Origin of the sequence: Bacillus haikouensis, assembly GCF_013179555.1 — a bacterium.
In the GTDB taxonomy this organism is placed as follows: Bacteria; Bacillota; Bacilli; order Bacillales; family Bacillaceae_B; genus Rossellomorea; species Rossellomorea haikouensis_A.
The window spans coordinates 1-3,897 of record NZ_JABMCR010000336.1; the positions used below are offsets into that span (position 1 = coordinate 1).

At 44.5% G+C, this 3,897-nt stretch carries 4 protein-coding genes; 2 read left to right on the forward strand and 2 right to left on the reverse strand.

Annotation, left to right across the window (positions count from 1 at the left end):
- Positions 1 to 43: 43 nt before the first annotated feature.
- Positions 44 to 694 carry a type A chloramphenicol O-acetyltransferase gene (catA, locus tag HP456_RS20945; protein WP_172254731.1) on the forward strand — a complete coding sequence of 217 codons (651 nt, stop codon included), beginning with the start codon at positions 44 to 46 and terminating at the stop codon, positions 692 to 694.
- Between the two features lie 81 nt (positions 695 to 775).
- Here the strand turns inward: catA and HP456_RS20950 are convergent, their stop codons facing one another.
- A complete protein-coding gene (locus HP456_RS20950) occupies positions 776 to 1,192 on the reverse strand; it encodes a hypothetical protein (RefSeq protein ID WP_172254733.1) in 417 nt (138 codons plus the stop codon).
- Between the two features lie 261 nt (positions 1,193 to 1,453).
- Between HP456_RS20950 and HP456_RS20955 the strand changes: the two genes are divergently transcribed.
- Entirely contained in the window at positions 1,454 to 2,968 is a 1,515-nt protein-coding gene (locus HP456_RS20955; protein ID WP_172254735.1) for an MDR family MFS transporter, read from the forward strand.
- A 59-nt stretch (positions 2,969 to 3,027) separates the two neighbouring features.
- On the opposite strand, the gene HP456_RS20960 is transcribed toward HP456_RS20955, so the two are convergent.
- The coding region (locus HP456_RS20960) for an NAD(P)-dependent oxidoreductase (RefSeq protein WP_172254737.1) at positions 3,028 to 3,897 on the reverse strand (870 nt) is incomplete at its 5' end.

Below are 3,897 nucleotides of genomic sequence, written 5' to 3' on the forward strand. Positions count from 1 at the left end.
AAGCCTCCTAAGACAATGATAAGTTAATTAGGAGGCGTTAAATATGAAATTCATCAAAATTAATCGTGACACTTGGTATCGAAAAGAATACTTTGAACACTTTTTAAATCAACAAACAACATTCAGTATCACGAATGAAATCAATATCACGAATCTTATGAAGAACTTAAAGAAAAAGGATTACAAGTTTTATCCTGCCTTTATTTTTATGGTTACGAAAATAGTGAATTCCCATAGAGAATTCAGGATTAATTTTAACTCTGAAGGCACTTTAGGATATTGGACAGAGATGTGCCCTTGTTACACAATATTTGATAAGAAGACACACTTATTTTCTGGCATCTGGTCACCATGTACACCCGATTTCACTGAATTTCATACTTCATATGAAAAAGATGTAGAAAAATTCAATGGTACGGGAAGCTTATTTCCAAAAACACCAATACCAGAAAACAGTATTCCAATATCTATGGTACCTTGGAGTTCTTTTACATCCTTAAATCTAAATATTAGAAACGGTGGAGATAGTCTAAATCCTATAATCACTGGAGGAAAATATTCCGAGGTAAATGATGAAATTTTCATGCCTGTCTCTTTACAAATTCATCATTCAGTATGTGATGGCTATCATGCCAGTGTGTTTATGAGTGACTTACAAAGAATGGCTGATGATAGTGCAGACTGGATTAGCTGATAATTGAAGGATCCTGCGAAAGGAACTGTGTACAGCAGTTCCTTTTGTGTATCATAAAAAAACAATGAACAAACATTATTTCTAAAATAAAACATTACGAAAAGTGTCGTTCACAAGATGAATATACCGGACCCAAACGGTGATTGCACAGGCAATCACGACACCATTTGCTGCGAGGGTACTTTTTCTCTTTAGTTTGTTCCGCTCCCACTTTTCACTGAGCAGAACGATGTAAGATGCGATAAATAAGGGTGCAATCAGGATTCCAATGAGAAGCCAGTTTATGAACTCGCTCATGTACTCTCCGATTACCGCCATGATTCCCTGCTCATTACTGACGCCGGTGCCTCCAATGGCATGAGGTCCGCTGAAACCGTCGTACATGACCAGTTGATCCTTCTCGTTGACTTCGTATTTCATCCAGACCGAATCCATAGATGGAAAGCAGAGACCAAGGATGATGATGAATGTAGGTCCCCATCTCCCCTTTTTTGACATGTTTTCAATCTCCCTTCGCTATCCTTGTGTTCCTTATTATTCCAAAAATGAGGGTATGTCAATGTGTAAAAGGGGAATTTTTACATCGAGATAGAGTATAGCTGTTTTAGGTTTATGAAAGGATATTTAGATGCTGCAAGGAAATTTCCAGCGGTGTTTAGCAGAGAGTATCCACCAGATCGGTTTCAACTGGACATATCCAAGCAGAAGACTATAATGAAAATGACAATAAGACATTTTTACATAAAAAGGGTGAGACATATGGTTGCAAAAGAGAGCAACATGAAGCTGGCGCTTGCAGGCCTGCTTCTCGGAATATTGATGTCTGCGATGGATAATACCATCGTGGCGACAGCGCTCGGGTCGATCGTTTCCGACCTTGGCGGGCTCGACAAGTTTGTTTGGGTGACGTCTGCTTACATGGTGGCGGTGATGGCCGGGATGCCGATTTTCGGTAAACTGTCCGATATGTATGGACGGAAAAAATTCTATATCTTTGGACTTACTATTTTCCTGATTGGTTCAGCACTGTGCGGCATCGCACAGGATATTGTGCAGCTGAGTATTTTCAGGGCGATCCAGGGTATCGGCGGAGGAGCATTGCTCCCCATCGCTTTTACTATCGTTTTTGACCTGTTCCCTCCAGAAAAAAGAGGGAAAATGACCGGGATATTGGGTGCGGTATTTGGATCAGCTTCTGTGTTTGGTCCGTTGATCGGGGCGTTTTTAACAGACAACCTGAGCTGGCATTGGGTCTTTTATGTAAACGTCCCGATTGGACTTCTTTCTTTATTCTTTATCATCACGGCTTACAAAGAATCTCCACAGCGCTCCGATCAGCGCATCGACTGGGGCGGGGCGGTCACACTCGTCATTGCGGTAGTCAGTCTGATGTTTGCGCTTGAATTGGGAGGGAAGGAATTCGCATGGTCTTCTTGGCAGATCATCGGATTGCTTCTGGCGTTTTTTGTATTCATTGTAAGTTTCTTTTTTATCGAACGGAAAGCCGCAGAACCGATCATTTCGTTCTGGATGTTCAAGAGTCCGTTGTTTGCATCATCACAGGCTCTGGCATTTCTTTATGGTGCGGCGTTCATCATCCTGACCATTCTGATACCGATCTTCGTTCAGGCTGTGTATGGAGGTTCTGCCACGAATGCGGGAATGATATTGACACCATTGATGCTTGGCTCGGTGGTCGGAAGTGCGGTTGCCGGAATGCGCATGACAAAGACAAGCTATCGGAATATTATGTGGGTTTCGATCATTGCGTTCATCACCGGAATGACCCTGCTTGCAACGATGGGACCGGAAACGGGCAGACTATTGTTGACTCTTTATATGATTCTGAGCGGTTTTGGAGTAGGATTCTCTTTTTCCCTGCTGCCTAATGCGACGATTCATAAGCTGGAACCAAGATTCAGGGGGTCTGCGAATTCAACCAACGCCTTTTTCCGGTCGCTTGGTATGACGATTGGAATCACGGTGTATGGGACCCTGCAGACTAAGCTGTTTGCTTCTAATTTAGAAGAAGCATTCAAAGGGCAGGGAGCAGGGGAAGGTTTTCCGGGCAGCAGCGATCCGAGAAGCATTTTCGAACCGGAAATGCGTGATCAGATTCCCGATGCCGTACTGGAGAAAATCACGACGGCTATGTCCGATTCAATCACGACCACCTTTGCCTACGCATTGATTCCATTGGGGATCGCCTTTTTCTTTGTGTATTTGATGGGCAGCAGCAAATTAGAAATCGAAAAGAACGATTCATCCAACTAAATTGAAGGCCCGTCCCAGACTGCGTTAAATGTTAACGCAGTCTGGGACGGGCCTTTTCATCATTCAGCCTTACTCATCATCATCTCATAATACTGATACAGCGCCTGGGTTCCTTTATCATCCCCGCCTGCCTGGCTGAATCGGTCGTATAATTCTTTCGCAAGCTTCAGTCCGGGAACGGGAACCTGCATAGTTTCAGCCGATTCGATCGCGATCTTCATGTCTTTGATAAAATGTTTGACGTAGAAACCGGGCTCGAAATTGCCGTCGATCATGCGCGGGGCAAGGTTTGACAGCGACCAGCTACCGGCTGCACCCGCTTCGATGCTTTTCAGGACGGTTTTCGGATCGAGACCTGCTTTCTCAGCATAGAGGATGGCTTCGCAGACACCCATCATGCCTGCAGCGATCGCGATTTGGTTGCACATTTTCGTATGCTGACCGGCACCGGCGCCTCCCTGCAGGACAATGTTTTTACCCATTGCTTGAAGGGCAGGAAGAATATAGTCAAAATTCGCTTCATCCCCGCCGGCCATGATTGTAAGTGCGGCGTTCCGGGCACCTATGTCCCCGCCGGATACAGGAGCATCATATGCATGAATGCCTGCTTTATTTGCTTTTTCAAAAATTGCTTCAGCAAGTTTGGGGGAAGACGTCGTCATATCGATCACAAACGATCCCGCCTTCGCATTAGCTAAAATCCCACCTTCACCTAAATACACTTCTTCTACATCACTTGGGTAGCCGACAATCGTCATGATAATGTCGGATTCCTTTGCAAGCTCCGCAGCACTTTCCTTCCAGTGTGCTCCTTCCTCCAAGAGATCAGCCGCTTTTTCTTTCGTACGAGTGTACACATTAAGGGCAAATCCTGCTTTCAACAGATTATGAGCCATGCTTTTTCCCATTACGCCTGCACCGATAAAACC

Excerpts from the sequence above, each read along its gene's own strand:
- catA (WP_172254731.1), top strand. The coding sequence starts at position 44 with ATGAAATTCATCAAAATTAATCGTGACACTTGGTATCGAAAAGAATAC.
- HP456_RS20950 (WP_172254733.1), bottom strand. The coding sequence starts at position 1,192 with ATGTCAAAAAAGGGGAGATGGGGACCTACATTCATCATCATCCTTGGT.
- HP456_RS20955 (WP_172254735.1), top strand. The coding sequence starts at position 1,454 with ATGGTTGCAAAAGAGAGCAACATGAAGCTGGCGCTTGCAGGCCTGCTT.